Source organism: Rhodococcus sp. GXMU-t2271, assembly GCF_041414735.1.
Classification (GTDB): Bacteria; Actinomycetota; Actinomycetes; order Mycobacteriales; family Mycobacteriaceae; genus Rhodococcus; species Rhodococcus indonesiensis.
Genome location: NZ_JAUIZP010000002.1, coordinates 86,620 through 104,557, shown reverse-complemented (window position 1 = coordinate 104,557; position 17,938 = coordinate 86,620). Strand labels below are relative to the sequence as shown.

At 71.1% G+C, this 17,938-nt stretch carries 18 protein-coding genes; 7 read left to right on the top strand and 11 right to left on the bottom strand.

Annotation, left to right across the window (positions count from 1 at the left end; translation table 11 throughout):
* Positions 1-24: 24 nt before the first annotated feature.
* A complete protein-coding gene (locus QYS60_RS01725) occupies positions 25-1,566 on the top strand; it encodes an APC family permease (protein WP_371382300.1) in 1,542 nt (513 codons plus the stop codon).
* A gap of 34 nt (positions 1,567-1,600) precedes the next feature.
* Here the strand turns inward: QYS60_RS01725 and QYS60_RS01720 are convergent, their stop codons facing one another.
* Complete coding sequence (locus QYS60_RS01720; RefSeq protein WP_371382236.1) at positions 1,601-2,212, bottom strand: TetR/AcrR family transcriptional regulator C-terminal domain-containing protein; 612 nt, start codon at positions 2,210-2,212, stop codon at positions 1,601-1,603.
* Positions 2,213-2,319: 107 nt separating this feature from the next.
* Between QYS60_RS01720 and QYS60_RS01715 the strand changes: the two genes are divergently transcribed.
* Complete coding sequence (locus QYS60_RS01715; protein ID WP_371382235.1) at positions 2,320-3,285, top strand: nitrilase-related carbon-nitrogen hydrolase; 966 nt, start codon at positions 2,320-2,322, stop codon at positions 3,283-3,285.
* Positions 3,282-4,298: an agmatine/peptidylarginine deiminase gene (locus QYS60_RS01710; protein WP_371382234.1), complete on the top strand. Its 1,017-nt coding sequence runs from the start codon at positions 3,282-3,284 to the stop codon at positions 4,296-4,298. Before QYS60_RS01715 ends, QYS60_RS01710 begins: the two co-directional genes overlap by 4 nt.
* A gap of 52 nt (positions 4,299-4,350) precedes the next feature.
* Here QYS60_RS01710 and QYS60_RS01705 read toward each other — a convergent pair whose 3' ends face one another.
* Positions 4,351-5,622 (bottom strand): NADH:flavin oxidoreductase, encoded by a 1,272-nt coding sequence (locus tag QYS60_RS01705; protein ID WP_289380649.1) that lies wholly within the window; start codon positions 5,620-5,622, stop codon positions 4,351-4,353.
* A gap of 311 nt (positions 5,623-5,933) precedes the next feature.
* On the opposite strand from QYS60_RS01705, the gene QYS60_RS01700 reads away from it, so the two are divergent.
* From QYS60_RS01700 to QYS60_RS01690, 3 genes are all read left to right on the top strand, one after another.
* Positions 5,934-7,241 (top strand): glutamine synthetase family protein, encoded by a 1,308-nt coding sequence (locus tag QYS60_RS01700; protein WP_289380650.1) that lies wholly within the window; start codon positions 5,934-5,936, stop codon positions 7,239-7,241.
* 80 nt (positions 7,242-7,321) lie between these two features.
* Positions 7,322-7,672, top strand: coding sequence for a hypothetical protein (locus tag QYS60_RS01695; protein ID WP_371382233.1), 351 nt, complete (start codon positions 7,322-7,324; stop codon positions 7,670-7,672).
* A gap of 104 nt (positions 7,673-7,776) precedes the next feature.
* Positions 7,777-8,613 (top strand): mycofactocin-coupled SDR family oxidoreductase, encoded by an 837-nt coding sequence (locus QYS60_RS01690; RefSeq protein WP_289380651.1) that lies wholly within the window; start codon positions 7,777-7,779, stop codon positions 8,611-8,613.
* 63 nt (positions 8,614-8,676) lie between these two features.
* On the opposite strand, the gene QYS60_RS01685 is transcribed toward QYS60_RS01690, so the two are convergent.
* Positions 8,677-9,438 carry an SDR family NAD(P)-dependent oxidoreductase gene (locus QYS60_RS01685; RefSeq protein ID WP_003934690.1) on the bottom strand — a complete coding sequence of 254 codons (762 nt, stop codon included), beginning with the start codon at positions 9,436-9,438 and terminating at the stop codon, positions 8,677-8,679.
* A 173-nt stretch (positions 9,439-9,611) separates the two neighbouring features.
* Here QYS60_RS01685 and QYS60_RS01680 point away from each other — a divergent pair, with 173 nt between their 5' ends.
* Entirely contained in the window at positions 9,612-10,388 is a 777-nt protein-coding gene (locus QYS60_RS01680) for an SDR family oxidoreductase (RefSeq protein WP_003934691.1), read from the top strand.
* A gap of 43 nt (positions 10,389-10,431) precedes the next feature.
* On the opposite strand, the gene QYS60_RS01675 is transcribed toward QYS60_RS01680, so the two are convergent.
* From QYS60_RS01675 to QYS60_RS01640, 8 genes are all read right to left on the bottom strand, one after another.
* A complete protein-coding gene (locus QYS60_RS01675; RefSeq protein WP_371382232.1) occupies positions 10,432-11,244 on the bottom strand; it encodes a MaoC/PaaZ C-terminal domain-containing protein in 813 nt (270 codons plus the stop codon).
* A gap of 17 nt (positions 11,245-11,261) precedes the next feature.
* A complete protein-coding gene (locus tag QYS60_RS01670; RefSeq protein ID WP_289380108.1) occupies positions 11,262-12,437 on the bottom strand; it encodes a lipid-transfer protein in 1,176 nt (391 codons plus the stop codon).
* A complete protein-coding gene (locus tag QYS60_RS01665) occupies positions 12,434-12,874 on the bottom strand; it encodes a MaoC family dehydratase (RefSeq protein WP_003934694.1) in 441 nt (146 codons plus the stop codon). The genes QYS60_RS01670 and QYS60_RS01665 overlap by 4 nt, the downstream gene beginning before the upstream one ends.
* Positions 12,871-13,983 (bottom strand): acyl-CoA dehydrogenase family protein, encoded by a 1,113-nt coding sequence (locus QYS60_RS01660; protein ID WP_289380110.1) that lies wholly within the window; start codon positions 13,981-13,983, stop codon positions 12,871-12,873. The genes QYS60_RS01665 and QYS60_RS01660 overlap by 4 nt, the downstream gene beginning before the upstream one ends.
* Positions 13,984-14,928 carry a bifunctional MaoC family dehydratase N-terminal/OB-fold nucleic acid binding domain-containing protein gene (locus QYS60_RS01655; RefSeq protein WP_054371277.1) on the bottom strand — a complete coding sequence of 315 codons (945 nt, stop codon included), beginning with the start codon at positions 14,926-14,928 and terminating at the stop codon, positions 13,984-13,986.
* Positions 14,925-16,091, bottom strand: coding sequence for an acyl-CoA dehydrogenase family protein (locus tag QYS60_RS01650; RefSeq protein WP_371382231.1), 1,167 nt, complete (start codon positions 16,089-16,091; stop codon positions 14,925-14,927). Before QYS60_RS01650 ends, QYS60_RS01655 begins: the two co-directional genes overlap by 4 nt.
* Before the next feature lie 99 nt (positions 16,092-16,190).
* Entirely contained in the window at positions 16,191-17,075 is an 885-nt protein-coding gene (locus QYS60_RS01645; RefSeq protein WP_289380115.1) for an LLM class F420-dependent oxidoreductase, read from the bottom strand.
* A complete protein-coding gene (locus QYS60_RS01640; protein ID WP_371382230.1) occupies positions 17,072-17,938 on the bottom strand; it encodes an SDR family NAD(P)-dependent oxidoreductase in 867 nt (288 codons plus the stop codon). Before QYS60_RS01640 ends, QYS60_RS01645 begins: the two co-directional genes overlap by 4 nt.

Here is a 17,938-nt window from a genome sequence, read left to right as displayed (position 1 = left end):
ACCGAGATCCGGGAGGTCATCCCGATGACCGCACCCACCGACGGGGTCGTCTCCAAGGGCCTGGCCGCCGGCCAGATCGGCACGTTCGCCGGGGCCGTCCTGGGCATCTCGTCCGTCGCGCCGGGGTACACGCTGACGGCGAGCATCGGCCTGATCGTCGCGGCCGTGGGGCTGAAGATGCCGGCGATCTTCATCGCCGGGTTCATCCCGATGTTCCTCACGGCGTATGCCTACCGGGAGCTCAACTCCGAATCACCGGACTGCGGAGCGTCGTTCACGTGGTCGACGAAAGCCTTCGGCCCGTACGTCGGGTGGATGTGCGGCTGGGGCATGGTCATCGCGACGATCATCGTGCTGTCCAATCTGGCCGCGATCGCCGTCCAGTTCTTCTACCTGTTCCTCGCTCGGGTCACCGGCGACGCCGCGCTCGCGGATCTACCCGGGAACAAGCTCGTCAACGTCGGCACGACCCTGGTGTTCGTCGCGATCGCGACGTGGATCGCGAGCCGTGGCATCACCACCAGCGAACGCGTCCAGTACGCGCTCGTCGGCTTCCAGATGGTGCTTCTGCTCGCGTTCGCGGTCGCGGCGCTCGTGCACGTCGGCGCGGGCGACGCGCCCGCCGGACTCTCGCTCGACGCGGCCTGGTTCGACCCGTTCCACGGGCTCGCGCTCGGCGCCTTCGTGATCGGCGTGACCGGGTCGATCTTCGCGTTCTGGGGATGGGACACGTGCCTGACCCTCGGGGAGGAGTCCCGGGACCCGAAGAAGACCCCGGGGCGGGCCGGGTTGCTCTGCGTGGCAACGATCCTGCTGACCTACCTGCTCGTGTCGGTCGCTGCGATGATGTACGCGGGAGTCGGCACGACGGGTCTCGGGCTGGGCAATCCCGACAACTCCGAGAACATCTTCGGCGCCCTCGCCGATCCCGTCCTGGGCCAGTGGGGCGGCCTGCTGCTCTTCCTCGCCATCTTCGTCTCGTCGGTCGCAAGCCTGCAGACCACCTTCCTGCCCGCGGCGCGGACGATGCTCGCCATGGGCGCCTACGGCGCGTTCCCGCGCCGGCTGGCCGCGGTGCACCCCCGCTTTCTGGTGCCCTCGTACGCGACGGTCGTCGCCGGGGTCGTCACCGCCGTGTTCTACGCGGGCGTGACGTTCCTGTCCGAACGGACCCTGCTCGACACCATTGCGGCGCTGGGGATCATGATCTGCTGGTACTACGGGATCACCGCGTTCGCGTGCGTGTGGTACTTCCGCGGACGGCTGTTCACCAGCGCCCGCAACGCCGTGTTCCGCTTCGCCTTCCCCCTGTCGGGCGGGATCATGCTCGCCGCCGTCTTCGCGATCTCCGTGGGCGAGAGCATGAATCCCGACAACGGCAGCGGTGCCGAGATCGGCGGCGTCGGGCTGGTGTTCTTCCTCGGCTTCGGGATCCTGCTGCTCGGCGCGGTCCTGATGCTGGTGATGCGGGTCCGCAACCCGCAGTTCTTCCGTGGGGAGACCCTCACGCGCAGCACCGCCGCGCTCACCGGTGAGACGGACGTGCTCTCCACCGACCGCGGTTGACCTCGGGCCGCACCGATCCCCGCCGGCCGGGCGCTCAGCGCCCGGCCGGCGTCTGTGCGATCAGGCCGGCGACCAGTACGCGCAGGCCGAATTCGAAGGCGGCATCGGCCCGTTGCGGATTCGGGCCGGCGGCCTGCAGCGCGGCGCGCATCGCGTCCCCGGTTTCGGGGACGCTCGCCCACACCACCTCGGGTGCGGCGAGATCGAGCGCCGAGCCGAGAACGAAGCTGTCCACCGTCGTGACGGCATGCAGCACCTGCTCCGGCGTGAACCCGGCATCGGTGAAAGCCTGTGCCAGAGAGTTGTACATCCCGAACGCGACCGGTGACTGCACGGTCTGCGCGGTGAACAGCGGGATCAGCCGCGGATGCGCGGCGTAGGCGCGACGGTACTCGCGGGCGAGGGCGGCGACGGTCTCGGACCAGTCGCCGGCCGGGTCGCCCACGACGATGGTGGACATGATGCGTGCCCGCATGGCCTCGACGATCTCGGCGCGCCCGGACACGTGGTTGTACAGCGACGACGGCCGCACCTTCAGCCGTTCGGCCAGTCCGGGCATGGTGAAGTCCCCCGCGGTGTCCACCATCCGAATGGCTGCGTCCGTGATGATCTCGGGCGAGAGCAGCCGCTTGGGCGGTCGTGGCATACGAATACTCCTCGAAATCGTCGTGGGCTCTTGCCCTGAACGCGCTCGTCCACCATACTTAACGAATCAAATTCGTTTTATCCCCCGGACCGATTCCCGAGGACTCCATGCTCACCATCACCGCCACCACGCCGCCCGACTCGCTGTGCCGGGTGGAATCCCCCGATCGGCCGCCGCTGCGCGTCGGACTGGTCCAGCACCGCTGGCACGACGACGAACGGACGTTGCGCGCCGAACTCACCGAGGGCATCGCCACCGCCGCCGGGCTGGGCGCACGCGTCGTGTTCCTGCCCGAACTCACCCTCAGTCGCTACCCGGCCGACACACCCGGCGGCGCCGACGCCGCCCGGACCGCCGAGGACCTGCGGACCGGCCCGACCGTCGCCTTCGCCGCGGCCGCCGCCTCCGCCCACGGCGTGTTCGTGCACGCCTCCCTCTACGAACGTGCCGACGGCTCCGACGGACTCGGCTACAACACCGCCGTCCTCGTCTCCCCGGCCGGCGAACCCGTGGCCCGCACCCGGAAACTGCACATCCCCGTGACCGCCGGATACCACGAGGACACCTACTTCCGGGGCGGACCGGCCGACGACCCGTATCCCGTCCACACCCCCGACGGCCTCGACGGCGCCCGCATCGGCATGCCGACCTGCTGGGACGAATGGTTCCCGGAGGTGGCGCGCGCGTACTCGCTCGCCGGCGCCGAGATCCTCGTCTACCCGACGGCGATCGGTTCCGAACCCGACCATCCCGAGTTCGACACCCGTCCGCTGTGGCAGCAGGTGATCGTCGGAAACGGCATCGCCAACGGCACGTTCATGATCGTGCCGAACCGGCACGGCTGCGAGGGAGCCGTCACCTTCTACGGCTCCTCGTTCGTCTCCGATCCGTACGGTCGCATCCTCGTGCAGGCACCGCGCGACGAATCCGCCGTGCTGCTGGCCGATCTCGACCTCGCACAGCGCCGGGACTGGTTGTCGCTGTTCCCGTTCCTGGCCACCCGCCGCCCGGACACCTACGGCTCGCTGACCGCCCCGGTGGACGCGCACGCACCCTTCGGAGCCGCGCGATGAGCTGGCGCATGCCCGCAGAGAGCGAACCGCACGAGCGCACGTGGATGGCCTTCCCCACCGAGGGATACTCGCTGGGCGACACCGCGGAGGAGCACCACGAGGCCCGCGCCACGTGGGCGGCGGTCGCGCATGCCGTCGCCGAGTTCGAACCCGTCACCGTGGTGGCCGATCCCGGCCAGGTCGACGCGGCTCGCCGGTACCTGTCCCGCGACGTCGAACTGATCGAGGCTCCGCTGAACGACGCCTGGATGCGCGACATCGGGCCGACCTTCGTCCTCGACGACGACGGGCGCCGCGGCGGGGTCGACTGGGTGTTCAACGGCTGGGGCGCCCAGGACTGGGCCCGATGGGACCACGACGCCCGGATCGCGTCGTTCGTGCTCGAGCGCGCCGGCGTCGAGCGTGTGGCATCGACGCTCGTCAACGAGGGCGGCGGCATCCAGGTCGACGGTCTCGGCACCGTCCTGCTCACCGAGACCGTTCAGCTCGACCCCGGCCGCAACCCGCACCTGGACAAGGCCGCGGTCGAGGCGGAACTGCGGCGCACCATCGGTGCGACCTGCGCGATCTGGCTGCCGCGCGGGCTGACGCGGGACCAGGAACGCTACGGCACGCGCGGGCACGTCGACATCGTCGCCGCGATCGCGTCTCCGGGTGTGGTGCTCGTCCACGACCAGCGCGACCGGGACCACCCGGACTTCGACGTCACCGCCCTGATCGTCGACCGGCTGCAGCACAGCACCGATGCCCGCGGCGAGCCGTGGCGCATCGTCCGGGTGCCGGCCCCGGCGACGGTGCGCGACGACGAGGGCTGGGTGGACTACAGCTACATCAACCACTACGTGGTCAACGGCGGGGTGATCGCCTGCCGCTTCGGCGATCCCGCCGACGACGAGGCCGCGGAGATCCTGGCGGCCGCGTATCCCGGCCGCCGCGTCGTGGGGGTGGACGCACGGCCGCTCTTCCGCCGCGGGGGCGGCATCCACTGCATCACCCAGCATCAACCGCGGTGACGGGTCCGCCGGAGAGCGCCCGGAACGCATTCCCGAGCCGGGTCGGTGGTCGCTACCGTGCGGCCGTACGGGACGCGGTGAAGGGCGTCGGACCCGCGATCGCCACGTTCCCCGGGCGCTCATCGGGGACGAGCACACAGTGGGTACGGCCGTAGACGGTGTACATGCACTTGTTGTTGTGGTTGCACCGTCCGGTCACCGTGTGGTCCGCGCGGATGCGCTCGATCAGATCCGGCTCCCGCAGCAGCGCGCGCCCCATGGCGACGAAGTCGAACCCCTCCCGCATGCCGGTGGTGATGTGGTCGTAGTTGTTGATCCCACCCAGGAGGATCAGCGCGGTGTGCTCCATGACGGGAACGAACTGGCGAGCGGACTCGAGCATGTACAGATCCTCGTAGGGATACGAACCCAGCGCCCGTTTGCCGAACAGGCGCACACCCGTCCTGAAGGGTTCCTTCATGACCGACGCGAACTCGTCGACCGGCACGTCGCCGCGGAACAGGTACATCTGCTTGAAGAAGGACGAGCCCTGCGTCAGCTCGAACGCGTCGAGGTTGCGGTCCTGGTCGAGCAACTGCGCTGTGCGAAGGGACTCGGTGAGCCAGATGCTGCCGCGGATCCCGTCGTCCATGCTCATCTTCGCGGTGACAGCCACTCGCGTGCCGACCACTTCCCGCACCCGCCGGGCGATCTCACGGACGAAACGGGAGCGATTGTCGATGCTGCCCCCGTACTCGTCCTTCCTGCGGTTCAGAAGCGGACTGAGAAACGAGCTCGGCAGATACAGATGGCCGAAGTGCAGTTCGATTGCATCGAACCCGGCCTCGACCGCGACGGCGGACGCCTCACCGAATTGATCGACGACCTTCTGGATCTCGGCACGACCGATTTCGCGGCAGTACTCGAAAGACGACGGGTTGATCACCCGGCTCGGTGCCATCGCGGTGACACCTGTGATCTTCTTCGAGGCCACGACACCGGCGTGGCCGAGTTGAGCGGAGATTGCGCCGCCGGCCTCGTGGACGGCATCCGTCAGCTTCCGCAGCCCGGGAAGCGCCTTCCGGTTCATCAGTATCTGGCCGGGCGCGCTGGCGCCCTCGGGAGCCACACAGCAGTACGCGACCGTGGTCATGCCCACCCCACCGCGGACGAAGCCGAGGTGGAAGTCGATCAGGTCGTCGGTCACCAGCCCTTCGGGTGAACGCCCCTCCGACGTCGCGGCCTTGATGATGCGGTTGCGAAGCCGGACAGGGCCCAACATCGTGGGGGCGAACGGGTCCCGGGGCGCAGTGGCCGACCCGGTCGAGGTTTCCGAAACGGTCATGACGAGCAGCCCTCCCGACTGATGGAATGTGACCCTACTTACATTCCGCAGGCATCCGTGGCCGTGTCAACGAACGTCCCCCTCAGCGGACACCCTCGCGAGCTCGACGCTCGCCCGGGACGGCCGCCCCGGCGACGGTGCGTGACGAGGAGGACCACAATTCCGCCGCCGGGACGGCGTCCACTGCATCCCGGCATCGACCGCGGCGGTCGTCACCGGCGCAGTCCGGTGTCGGCGAAGATGCCCCCGGGACCCGCCCCCGCCTCTACTGTGTCTTCGGGACGGCCGGCGGCGCGTGCGGGAGGTTTCCAGTGACGGAGGAACGACCCGACACCGGGACGGCAGATCGGATCGTCGGTTCGATCGTCGACTCCACCGGCATCTCCCGCGCGAAAGCATTTCCCGCGCACATGCTTCCGTGGTTCGCCGAGGTCGGTGCCGGGGCGTCGCCGAGCTGGGCGGTGTTCTGCGTCGACGACCACCTGGCGTTCACACCGTCGCTGTCGGTGACGGGTGATCTGCGGCTCCGGATCGACCGCGACCGGCTCCGGTGCGTCGGCGACGGGATCCGGTGGGCTCCTGCCGGCCTGTACGACCAGGACGGGACCCGGTCGTCGCTGTGCACCCGCGGGGTGCTCGAGCGCGTCGTCGACGCTCTCGCCGGGATCGGGGTGCAGGCCCGGATCGGGCACGAGGTGGAGTTCACGCTCGTCGGCGGGCACGGCGAGTGGGCCGCATACGGACTCGGCGCCGTCCTCGGGCAGGACGAGTTCGTCGCCGACCTGCTGCGTGCCGCCGCAGGCGCCGGACTGGGGATCGAACAGATCCACGCCGAGGCCGGTGCGCAGCAGTTCGAACTGTCCCTGTCGCCCGCCGACCCGGTCGGCTCGGCCGACGACCTCGTTCTCGCGCGCATCCTGATCGGTCGCACCGCGCGCGCCCACGGGATGCGCGCGTCGTTCTCGCCCGTGCCCGTCACCGGCGGGTCGGGCAACGGCGCCCACGTCCACGTGTCCTTCACCCGGGACGGGCGGCCGCTGCTGTCCGGCGGCGACGGGCCACACGGGATGACGGACGCGGGCGGCAGCGTCGTCGCCGGCATCCTGCGCGCCCTCCCCGACTTCGGTGCCGTCCTCACCGGGTCCGTGCTCTCGCACCTGCGCCTGCGCCCGGGCATGTGGGCGGGCGCCTGGTGCTGCTGGGGACTCGAGAACCGCGAGGCCGCGGTGCGGCTGTGCGCCCTCACCCGGGGGAATCCGCACGGCGCGCACCTCGAGGTCAAACCGGTGGATCCCTCGGCCAACCCGTACCTCGCCTGCGCGGCGATCCTCGGGGCCGCGCAGGCCGGCCTCGTCGATGCGCTGCCCGTGCCGGCGGAGGTCCCGGTCGATCCGGCCCGGCTCACCGATGCCGAACGCGCCGCGCTCGGGGTCGGCCTCCTGCCCACGGGCCCCGACGACCGGCTCACGGCGCTCGCGTCGTCGCGGCTCGCCGGGGACCTGTTCGGGCCGTCCCTGCTCGAGGCGCTGCTGGCGGTGAAGAGCTACGAGTTCGACGAGTACCGCGCGCGGCCGCCCGCCGAGCTCGCGGAGCGGTTCCGCTTCGCCTGGACCACCTGAGTGCGTGGCGAATCTCACCGTAACGGGCGTGCGGGGATCGTCGATCTACGGCCGTCGGTAACTGTGGAGAACGGACGACCATGCACAACCCCGAGTCGGTGGATCCCCTCGCGGCCACCCAGCCCATCGCCAAGCTGCTGGCCCCGAGCGAGCCGGCCGCGGCACCCGCGTCGCGTCCTGCCGCCCCGGCCCCGATCTCTGGTGCCGAGGTCCGGCGCGTCAAACGGCTCACCTACGGTGACGAGCCCCGCGGGCGCTCGTGGCGGCCGGATCTGTGGACGGTCGTCGGCGTGCTGGCCGTGCTGCTGGCGGTCGTGTTCGTCGTCGTCGCGGTGCTCGTCTCGGGGAACCGGTCGCAACCGTCGTACCGGCCCGGTTACGCACCGTCGGGCATGGGCGCTGCGTCCGCGCCCGTCGCGGCCGTCGCGTGAGGACCCGCGACCTGCTCTCCTCCCGCTGAGCGGGATCGCCGGAGTGTCGACGCCCTCCCGGGGCAGCAGCATCGACCTGCTGACCGAGTAGGAGGAGTGAATCGATGAGTGAGTTCGAAGGCCGGGTCGCGCTGATCACGGGCGGGGCACGCGGACAGGGACGCAGCCACGCGGTGGCGCTGGCCGAGCGCGGCGCCGACATCGTGCTGTGCGACCGGTGTGCCGACAGCCCGGTGGTGCCGTACCCGCTGGCCACCGAGGCCGACCTGGAGGAGACGGCGGAGGCGGTGCGCGCCACCGGGCGCCGATGCCTCACCGCGAAGCTGGACACCGCGGACCGCCCGGCGATGGACGAACTCGTCGCGCAGGCGCACGCCGAGTTCGGCCGGATCGACATCGCGGTGGCGAACGCCGGAGTGTCGGTCGCCGCCCCGGTTCAGTCGATGACCGAGGCGCAGTGGGCCGAGGCGATCGGATCGAACCTGACCGGGGTGTTCAACACGGTCGGGGCGGTGGCAGCCGGCATGGTCGAGCGGGGCTACGGCCGGATCGTGACGATCTCGTCGATGCTCGGGCGCGCGGGCAACACCAACATGGCGGCGTACAGTGCGTCGAAGTGGGGCGTGATCGGGTTGACCAAGAGCGCCGCGCTGGATCTGGCTCCGCACGGGATCACGGTGAACGCGATCGCGCCCGGGAACATCTCGACGCCGATGATCCACAACGACTTCCTCTACGGCCTGATGCGCCCGGACCTCGAGCACCCCGGCGCCGACGACGTGGCGCCGGTCTTCCAGAGCCTGCACGCGCAGCCGGTGCCGTGGCTCGACCCCGAGGAGATCACCCGCGTGGTGCTGTTCTTCGCCGCCGAGGCGAGTGCCCACATCAGCGGCACCGTACTGCCGGTCGACGCCGGCAACGCGGGCCGAGTGACCGCATAGGCGCCTCCGGCGCCGGTGCGTCCTTTGGGCGGCCAGGGCAGCCCGAAGGACGCACCGGGGGCGTCAGCCCCAGCGGGACTGGCCGCCGTCGAGGGGGATGGTCGCGCCGGTGAGGTAGCCGGCGTCCTCGCCGACGAGGAAGACGACAGCCCGGCCGATGTCGGTCTCGGGGTCGCCGATGCGGCGCAGGGGGATTCCGGCGCGGAACTCCTCGGCCTCCTCGGGGTTGCGTTCCATCCAGCGCTCGAGTCCCGGCGACAGCGCGTGGGGGGCAATGGCGTTGACGCGGATGCCGTCGACGCCCCACTCGCACGCCGCGGCACGGGTCAGCGACCGCATGCCCTCCTTGATCGACCCGTAGACGCCGTAGTTGCTCGCGTCCCACCGGACCGCCGCCGAGGTGACGAGGTTGACGATCGATCCGCCCCCGCGTTCCTTCATCACCGGGTAGCAGGCCCGCATGAGCCGCAGCGTCGCGAGCGGGCCGGTGGCGAAGGAGCGCTCGAACTCGTCGTCGGTGAACGACAGCAGCGGTCCGGGCCGGCAGTCGTTGGCGTTGTTGACCAGGATGTCCACGCCGCCGAAGTGCTCGACGGTGCGCTGGACCGCCGCGTCGACGTCGTCTGGGTTGCTGACGTCGCAGCGCACGGCGAGCGCCTTGCCGCCGAGCTCCTCGATCGCCTCGGCCGTCGAAACCACCTTGGATTCGGTGCGGCCGGCCGCCGCGATCCGCACGCCCTCCTTGGCGAGGGCGAGGGCGATGCCCCGGCCGATCCCCTGCCCTGCGCCCGTGATGAGCGCGACCTTGCCGTCCAGCTTGCTCATGTGTCCTGCTCCGGTTCTCTCGCCACTTCGGAAGTCCCGGTGTGTCCCAGGCTTCCCGTCCACTATCCTTGACCAAGCACTTGCTTGTCTATGCCGGTTTCCCTGTTCTTCCGCGAAAAACGTCGGACGGCAAGCAGTCTCGAACCGATCCGAACTCGCAGAAAGGTAGCCACGTGCACCTTCCCAATCCTGCCGACCACACCGGGCGCGCCGTGATCGTCACCGGCGGCACCAAAGGCATCGGCTTCGTCGTCGCCGAGCACTTCCTCGCCGCCGGCGCCGACGTCCTGGTCTGCGCCCGCAACGAACCCGAGACGCTGCCCTCGGTCGACGGCCGCAGTGCCGCGTTCCGGGCCGTCGACGTGCGCGACCCGGCCGACGTCGCCGGCCTCGTCGACGACACCGTCGCCCGGTTCGGCCGGCTCGACGTGCTCGTCAACAACGCCGGCGGGTCGCCGGACGCCGACGCCGCCACCGTCTCCCCGCGTTTCGTGGAGAAGATCGTCGCACTGAACCTGCTCGCCCCGTTCTACGCCGCGCAGGCGGCGAACCGGGTGATGCAGGAACAGCCCGAGGGCGGCGCGATCGTCAACATCGGCAGCGTCTCGGCGCACGACCCGCAGCCCGGCACCGCCGCCTACACCGCCGCCAAGGCCGGCCTGCTGGGCCTGACGAAGGCTCTCGCCCTCGAATGGGCCCCGAAGGTGCGGGTCAACCACATCACCACCGGCCTGATCCGCACCGAGGCTGCCGCGTCGGTGTACGGCGACGACGGCGGCGCCGCCGTGACCCGGACCCTGCCGATGGAGCGGATGGCGGTCCCGTCGGACATCGCCCGGGCCTGCCTGTTCCTCGGCAGCGACCTCGCCGCCTACGTCAACGGCGCCGACCTCGCCGTCCACGGCGGCGGCGAGTTCCCGGCCCGGTACATGGCCCTGCACGGGAAGTGACCCGGCGCGGATCGGTGCCCGGATGCCGGGCACCGATCCCGCCTCACGCGAACGACGCCCGCGCCCCCGAGATCACGGCCCGCCCGTCCCCGACCACCTCGAACGACACGTCGTCGCGGCCACCCCAGGCCCGCAGCTCGGCGACGTCGCCGGGGAACACCGGCGCCGCGAAGCGGCCCTGCAGCGTGGCGAGATCCGCCGGATGCGCACCGACGAGCCGCGCCAGCGGCAGCGTCGCCGCCGCGAGCGTGCACAGCCCGTGCATGATCGGACGCGGTTGCCCGATCCGCGCGGCCGCCTCCGGGTCGATGTGGATATGGTGCCGGTCGCCGGTGAGCCGGTAGAGCGCGGCCTGGTTGGCGGCGGTGACCAGCGAGGCGGTCAGCTCCGGCTCACCCTGCGGACCCGCCGGCTTCGACGGGCCGCGCTCGCCGCCGAATCCGCCCGCGCCGGGCGCGAAGATCGACCAGGTCGCGACGAAGTACTCGCACTCGACCCGGACCTCGAACACGGCCGCGGCACCCTTGTCCCACACCTCGCCCACCGACGCCCGCAACTCCACCTCGCCGCGGCGCGGCAGCGGAGCCAGCACGGTCAGCTCCTGCGAACCGTGCAGTGCGGTGCCGGTGTCGAACGCACCGCGCGAGCCCAGCTCGTCCGGCGCCCACTGGGCCAGGGTCAGCGCGAACGTCGGCAGCACCCGCAGCCGGTCCTCGAGCACCAGGTCCAGGTCGGTGGCCGGCTGGGCGCCGACGGCGAGCGCGTACAGGATCGCGTCGCGCTCGTCGTAACTCACCGTGCGGGTGCCCAGGTCGGCACCGCGCCACGCCCCGGCTTTCTGCTCCACTGCCGTCATGTCGTGTCCTTCCGGGTTCAGGCCGCGCCGAGGATCAGGCCGGAGGTGGGAACCGCGGTTCCCGCCGTCACCAGCACGTTCTCGACGCCGTCGGGTTGGTTGGTGGAGGTGCCGCGCAGCAGCCGCACCGCTTCGGCGATGCCGTTGACGCCGTGCAGATACGCCTCGCCGACCTGCCCGCCGTGGGTGTTGGACGGCAACCGGCCGCCGAGCTCGAGGTTGCCCTCGCGGATGAAGTCCTTCGCCTCGCCGGGGCGGCAGAAGCCGAGTTCCTCGAGCTGCGGCAGCACCAGCGGGGTGAAGTGGTCGTAGAGGATCGCGGCGTCGATCTCGTCCGGGCTCAGGCCGCTCTGCGCATAGAGCTGCCGGCCGACCAGGCCCATCTCCGGGATGCCGGTGATGTCCGGCCGGTAGTAGCTGGTCATCATGTGCTGGTCCTTGCCGGACCCCTGCGCGGCGCCCTTGACGAGGACCGGCGTGTGCTGCAGGTCCCGGGCCCGCTCGGCGGAGACGACAACGAGCGCCTGCCCGCCGTCGGTTTCCTGGCAGCAGTCGAGCAGGTGCAGCGGCTCGGCGATCCACCGCGAGTTCTGGTGATCCTCGAGCGTGATGGGCTTGCCGTAGAACCACGCCGCCGGGTTGTTCGCGGCGTGCTTGCGGGCGACGACGGCCACCCGGCCGAAATCCTCACTCGTGGCCCCGTACTGGTGCATGTACCGGCGGGCGAACATCGCGACCCACTGGGCGGGAGTCGCCAGCCCCTGCGGCGTCAGCCATGCGTAGGCCGCGCGGTCGGCGGTCGAATCCATCGGCCGGTCGTGCTGGCCGAGACCGAACCGGACCCCGGAACGTTCGTTGAACGCGCGGTAGACCACGACGACCTCGGCGACGCCCGTCGCGACGGCCATCGCGGCCTGCTGCACCGTCGCGCATGCCGCCCCGCCGCCGTACCCGATGCGGGAGAAGAACTTCAGCTCCCCGAGCCCGCAGTTGCGGGCGACGAGGATCTCGCCGTTGGTCTCCATCGTGTAGGTGGCCAGGCCGTCGACCTCGGACGGGTCGATGCCGGCATCGGCGAGCGCCGCGACGATCGACTCGCACGCGAGCTGCAGCTCGGAACGGCCGGACTTCTTGGAGAACTCGGTGGCGCCGATGCCGACGATCGCGGCGGCACCGGAGAGCGGACTGGTCATCGGGTTCCTCCCGGCCGGTCGGTGAAGGCGATCGTGACGGTGCCGGTGGCGTGATCGCCGAGGCTGTTGGCCCCGCGGACCCGGACCTCGACGAGCCCGTCAGACTTGCCGACCACCTCACCAGTCATCGTCATGGTGTCGCCGGGGTAGTTCGGCGCGCCCAGGCGGATCTTCACCCGCCGCACCACGGCGCACGGACCGGCCCAGTCCGTCACGAACCGGCCCACCAGGCCGTTGCTGGTGAGAATGTTCATGAACACGTCCTTCGATCCGCGCTCGCGGGCGAGTTCGGGATCGTGGTGGACGTCCTGGAAGTCGCGGGTCGCGAGGGCGGTCGCGACGATCAGGGTGCGGGTGAGCGGGATCGCGAGTTCGGGCAGCACCTCGCCGATCTCGATGTCGTCGTAGCTGCGGTCCGTGGACACGGTGGCGGTCATGCGACCACCTCGACCCCGGCGGCGAGCTGGGCGCCCAGCCGTGCCAGGTCCGACGCGGACCCGCCGAGGGTGGCGCCGATCTGCTTGCCCCACAACAGGTGCCGATGCACCGGATAGTCGGTGTCGACGCCCATGCCGCCGTGCACGTGCGTCGTGCGGTGCACGACGCGCTGGCCGCCGTCGGTGGCCCACCACTTGGCGACGAGCACCGACGTGCCCGGATCCACGCCCTCGGCGAGCAGCCAGGCCGCCTGCCACAGCGTCACCCGCATGGCCTCGAGGTCGATGTAGCAGTCGGCGAGCTGATGGCCCACCGCCTGGAACGTCGCGAGCGGACGCCCGAACTGCATGCGCCCGTTGAGGTAGGTGACGGCCTGCTCGACCGCCCCGGCACCGACACCGAGCTGCAGGGCGGCGAGTGCGAGCTCGACGCGGTCGAGCAACCACTGCACCGCGGTGCCGTCGGCCGGGCCGAGCAGCTCGGCGGGCGCCCCGTCGAACGTGACGTTGCCGCAGATCTCCCACGTGGTGGACTGCGTCTGCTCCACGGCGACACCGTCACCGGCGAGGTCGACGACGAACAGCGCGGCACCGGCCGGCGTCGTCGCCGACACGATCGCGCGCTCCGCGACGTGGGTGACCGGGACGACGGCCTTGGCGCCGCTCAGGTGCCACCGGCCGTCGGTCTCGGTCGCGGTGGTCGCCGGAGCACCGTCGACGAACGGGCCGAACTCCTCGAGCCCGATCGTCAGCAACCGGCTGCCGTCGGCGACACCGGGAACCAGAGCGGTGCGCTGCGCGTCGGTGCCGAACTCGACCACCGCCAGGGCGGCGAGCACTGACTGCCAGATCGGGACGGGCGCCACGTGCCGGCCCTGCTGCTCGAGCAGCACGTACAGCTCGGACAATCCGAGACCGCCGCCGCCGAGCTCCTCGGGCAGGGCGACGCCGAGCAGACCGGTGGTGGCGAGTTCGCGCCACAGCTCCCGGTCGACGCGCTCGTCGCCGAGCTCGACCTGCTTGACCCGGTCGATGCCGGCCTTGCCGGTGAAGACCTCGCGGGCGAGGCCGCGAATCGCTTCCTGCTCTTCGCTGAAGTTGAAATCCATCTACGCGTCCTCCCGTGCGGCCGGCCGGAACGCGGGCAGCGTCAAATCCGGGTCGGCGTCGATCCAGTCCAGTTCCACCGGCATGCCGATCTCCACCGCGTCCGGCGCGACACCGGTCATGTTCGCGATCAGGCGGGTGCCCTCCTCGAGTTCGATCGTCGCCACGACGAGCGGGTACTCGAAGCCGGGGATCTGCGGGTGGTGGTTGACCACGAAGCTGTAGACGGTGCCGCGGCCCGACGCGTCGACGGTGTCCCAGTCGAGCGAGCGGCACTGCCCGCACATCGGCCCGGTCGGGTGCCGCAGGGTGCCGCACGACGTGCAGCGCTGGATCACCAGGCGGTGCTCCTTCGCCGCCTCGAACCAGAAGGCGTTGTCGGCGTTGAGCGCCGGGCGCGGCCGCAGCCCCTTCGGCTTCGCCTGTCCCGCGTCCTTCGGCCGGAAACGCAGCGTGCGCCACCGCTGGGTGGCGACGACCTCGCCGGCGCCGTTGCGGTACGTCTTGAGTGTGGTCACGAAATGCCCGGCGCCGAGGCCGGTCTTCTTCTCCTCCGAGATCGACTCGATCACCTCGGTGAGCGAGACCCGGTCGCCGGGACGCAGCTCGGCGAAGAACTCGAAGTCCGAGTCGGTCGCGACGACGGAGGTGTATCCGGCGGCGTCGAGGGTGGCGATCAGGTCGGTCCACACCTGTGACGGGTCGTTGTTCGCCATCTTGTCGGTGAAGGTGCGCATCGTCCACACCTGTGTCATGAGCGCGGGTGCGACGGCACCGTCGCGCCCGGTGGCGCGGGCGGCCTCGTCGTCGAGGTAGATCGGGCTGGTGTCGCCCATCGTCTCGACCCAGTGCCGGATCATCGGGGTGTTGACCTCGTCCGGACCCCACGTGGTGGGGGTCAGGGTCTGCCCCTCGAACGCGCGCAGCGCGGTCAGCAGTTCGCTCACTTGACCCTCTTCTCCCGCACCAGGCCCAGGCCCATGGTGCCGACCATGTCGCGCAGGACCTCGTTGACGCCACCGCCGAACGTGTTGACCATGCCCTGCCGGGAGATCTGCTCGATCTGACCGGCCAGCACCGCGCCCGGCGACTCGGGCCGGATGCGACCGGCCGCGCCGAGGATGCCCAGCAGCGTCCGGTAGACGTCGACGTGCGTCTCGGTGCCGTACACCTTGGTGGCGCCGGCGTCCGCGCCGGAGAGGGTGTCGGCCGCGACGGCGGCGGTCATCTTCCAGTTCAGCAGCCGCATCGCCTCGAGCTTGGCGTAGGTGCGGGCGAATTCCTGCTGCACCCAGGGAATCTCGATGGTGCCGTTCTCGCGGGCCCAGTCCAGCACCTGATGCCACAGCCCGTAGGTGCGGCCGCCGATCGCGGCCAGGCCGATGCGCTCGTGGTTGAGCTGGGCGGTGATCAGCGGCCAGCCGCCGTTGATCTCCCCGACCACGTCCCGGTCGGGGACGCGGATGCCGCTGTAGTAGGTGGCGGTGACCGACAGGCCGCCGACGGTGTGGATCGGCGACCACGAGAACCCGGGCGCGTCGGTCGGCACCATGAGGATCGAGATCCCGCGGTGCTTGGGGGCGTCGGCGTCGGTGCGGCACGCCAGCCACACGAAGTCGGCCGTGTTGGCGCCCGAGGTGAAGATCTTGTTGCCGTCGACCACCCACTCGTCGCCGTCGCGCACCGCGCGGGTCTTCAGCGACGCCAGGTCGGTGCCGGCCTCCGGCTCGGTGTAGCCGATGGCGAAGACGATGTCGCCGGAGAGGATGCCGGGCAGGAAGCGGTCCTTCTGCTCCTGCGTGCCGTACTTCATCAGGGTGGGGCCGACCGTGTTGACGGTGACGAACGGGAACGGCAGGCCCGCGCGCTGCACCTCGTCGAAGAAGACGAACTGCTCCTCGATGGACCGGCCCTGCCCGCCGTACTCCGTGGGCCAGCCGATCCCCAGCCAGCCGTCCTTGCCGAGCAGCGTGACGACCTCGCGGAAGTACTCGCCCCCCACTCCCTGCTCACCGGCGCGGCGACGCTTGTCCTCCGGCAGCAGCGACGCGAAGTAGGCGCGCAGCTCCTTCCTGAGCGCGACCTGCTCCGGGGATTCCTTCAGATCCATCGCGAATTCTCCTAGCGACCGAATGTCGTTGTGACCTCGGACGCTAGTCAGCGGGGCCGCCGCGCGGGCGAACCGTCTCGAACAGCGGGAACCGGCCGGTCACACCCGGCCGAGGCGTTCGGCGCAGGCGGCCATCTCGTCGACGACCCGGTCCAGCGTCCCGGCCTTCGGCGACGCCGACAGCACCATCCGCGTCGCTCCCAGCGCGCGGGCCCGGTCGAGGCGGGCCTCGTCGAGCCGCGGCAGCGTCGCCCCGAGCACCAGTTCCACGGCGCCGGGATCGCGGCCGGCCGATTCGGCGGCGCGGCGCATCTGCCCGATCGCCCGATCGAGGTCCTCCCCGGCCAGGCCGAGGGGCTGAAATCCGTCGCCCAGGCGTCCGGCCCGCCGGGCCGCGGCGGCGCTGTGCCCGCCGATGTACAGCGGCACCCCGCTCTCGCGGTGCGGCTTCGGCCAGCTGTGGGCGCCACGGAAGGCGTAGAACTCGCCGTCGAAGTCCACGCCCGCCGGGTCGGTGCCGGCCCACAGGGTGCGCATCACCGCGATCGCCTCGTCGGCGATCTTTCCGCGCCGGTCGAAGTCGCCGCCGCACGCCTCGATCTCCTCCCGCATCCAGCCCAGTCCCAGACAGATCCGGACGCGGCCGCGGGAGAGCCGGTCGAGAGTGGCCAGTCGCTTGGCCAGCACCACCGGATGGTGGTTGGGCAGCACCAGCACCCCGGTGGCGAGGCCGAGGTCGGTGGTGGCACCGGCGACGAACGACAACAGCTCGAGCGGGTCGGGCAGGTCGCAGTCGTCGGGCAGGTGGGACTTGCCGGTCGGCGAGTACGGATACGCGCTACCGGTGTTCGAGATCACCACGGAGTGCTCGACGGCGGAGATCTCGTCGAACCCCAGTTTCTCTGCGGCACGAGCGAATTCGAGAATCCTCTCGGGGTCCCCGCTGTGTCCCAGCTCGATCGGCACCACCACACCCAGCTTCACGTACGTCCGTCCTCTCGTGTCGCCGCTCCCCGAGCGGTCGTCTCCTCGATCAGCTTCGGCGCCCACACCACCTTGCCGAGCAGCCGGTCCGCGTCGGGCGCGGTCGCCAGCCACACCGCGGCGGCGGCGGGCACCGTCGCCGGCACGGCCTCGAATCCGGCGTCCTCGACGGCGCGCGTACCGCCCCGGGCCCGGCCCGCCTCGGTGACGACGAACCCGGGGGTCAGGTTGAACGCCCGGATCCCGCGGGCGCGGTACTCGGCGTTGATCATCCCGGCGATCCGGGCGAACGCGGCCTTCGACGCCGCGTACGACAGGCCCCAGCCGCCCTCCCCCGGCGGGGCGGGCGGGTCGACCGCCGCCGACCCGGACACCAGATCGATCACCACACCGCTGCCGCGGTCGAGCATCGCCGGCAGCACCGTCTGGATCAACGCCACCTGGTGCAGGTAGTTGCCGTCAATCATGGCGGCGGCGTCGGCGAGGTCGATGTCGAGCAGCCGGTCCATGTTTCCCGCGGTCTGCGCGTAGGCGTTGGCGACCAGCACGTCGATCCGGCCCCACACGTCCAGGACGCGCCGGCCCGCGCCGCGCACCGATCCGACGTCGAGCAGGTCCATCGGGACGGGCAACGCCCGCACCCCGAGAGCCTCGATCTCCGCGGTGGTGGTCTCGAGGCTGCCGGGCACGGCGATGGGTTCGTCGCCGTCACGGCGGCTCCGGGGCGGTACGGCGCCCTGTCCCTCGCGCACCGTGCGGGCGGTGACGGCGACGTCGAAGCCCGCACGGGCGAACGCGAGGGCGGTCTCACGTCCGATGCCGCGGCTGGCGCCCGTGACGAGGGCGACGCGGGTGCCGGACAC

What these genes read in the sequence shown, in the direction of transcription:
- QYS60_RS01660 (WP_289380110.1), bottom strand. Translation starts at nt 13,983, where the DNA reads ATGGATTTCAACTTCAGCGAAGAGCAGGAAGCGATTCGCGGCCTCGCC.
- QYS60_RS01675 (WP_371382232.1), bottom strand. Translation starts at nt 11,244, where the DNA reads ATGACGGCAGTGGAGCAGAAAGCCGGGGCGTGGCGCGGTGCCGACCTG.
- QYS60_RS01705 (WP_289380649.1), bottom strand. Translation starts at nt 5,622, where the DNA reads ATGACCGTTTCGGAAACCTCGACCGGGTCGGCCACTGCGCCCCGGGAC.
- QYS60_RS01690 (WP_289380651.1), top strand. Translation starts at nt 7,777, where the DNA reads ATGAGTGAGTTCGAAGGCCGGGTCGCGCTGATCACGGGCGGGGCACGC.
- QYS60_RS01720 (WP_371382236.1), bottom strand. Translation starts at nt 2,212, where the DNA reads ATGCCACGACCGCCCAAGCGGCTGCTCTCGCCCGAGATCATCACGGAC.
- QYS60_RS01710 (WP_371382234.1), top strand. Translation starts at nt 3,282, where the DNA reads ATGAGCTGGCGCATGCCCGCAGAGAGCGAACCGCACGAGCGCACGTGG.
- QYS60_RS01695 (WP_371382233.1), top strand. Translation starts at nt 7,322, where the DNA reads ATGCACAACCCCGAGTCGGTGGATCCCCTCGCGGCCACCCAGCCCATC.
- QYS60_RS01725 (WP_371382300.1), top strand. Translation starts at nt 25, where the DNA reads ATGACCGCACCCACCGACGGGGTCGTCTCCAAGGGCCTGGCCGCCGGC.
- QYS60_RS01665 (WP_003934694.1), bottom strand. Translation starts at nt 12,874, where the DNA reads ATGACCGCCACCGTGTCCACGGACCGCAGCTACGACGACATCGAGATC.
- QYS60_RS01670 (WP_289380108.1), bottom strand. Translation starts at nt 12,437, where the DNA reads ATGACCAGTCCGCTCTCCGGTGCCGCCGCGATCGTCGGCATCGGCGCC.
- QYS60_RS01685 (WP_003934690.1), bottom strand. Translation starts at nt 9,438, where the DNA reads ATGAGCAAGCTGGACGGCAAGGTCGCGCTCATCACGGGCGCAGGGCAG.
- QYS60_RS01715 (WP_371382235.1), top strand. Translation starts at nt 2,320, where the DNA reads ATGCTCACCATCACCGCCACCACGCCGCCCGACTCGCTGTGCCGGGTG.
- QYS60_RS01650 (WP_371382231.1), bottom strand. Translation starts at nt 16,091, where the DNA reads ATGGATCTGAAGGAATCCCCGGAGCAGGTCGCGCTCAGGAAGGAGCTG.